The sequence below is a fragment of the Salinicola sp. MH3R3-1 genome (assembly GCF_001937155.1).
Classification (GTDB): Bacteria; Pseudomonadota; Gammaproteobacteria; order Pseudomonadales; family Halomonadaceae; genus Salinicola; species Salinicola halophyticus.
Genome location: NZ_MSDP01000077.1, coordinates 1 through 331, shown reverse-complemented (window position 1 = coordinate 331; position 331 = coordinate 1). Strand labels below are relative to the sequence as shown.

Annotated in this window: 1 tRNA gene; it reads right to left on the bottom strand. The window is 57.1% G+C overall.

The window, feature by feature from the left end:
- Positions 1–112: 112 nt before the first annotated feature.
- A tRNA-Lys gene (locus BTW08_RS18385) sits at positions 113–188 on the bottom strand.
- Positions 189–331 lie beyond the last annotated feature (143 nt).

Below are 331 nucleotides of genomic sequence, written 5' to 3'. Positions count from 1 at the left end.
CCTACGACCAATTGGTTAAAAGCCAACTGCTCTACCAACTGAGCTAACGACCCAGAACGTACGACCGGCGGGGAGTGCCGAATCGGTGCCATGAAGGCGAGGAAGAGATCGATGGTGGGTCGTGTAGGATTCGAACCTACGACCAATTGGTTAAAAGCCAACTGCTCTACCAACTGAGCTAACGACCCTTCCCGACTGGGCGCACATATTACTCATAACCCTCGGAGCAGGCAAGTATTTTTTCCCGCCCCGAGGCGCTGGTCACGACGCGGGAATCAGGAGTCTTCACGCCGCGGACGGCGCGGTTTCTTCATTGCCGTCACCGGGCGCC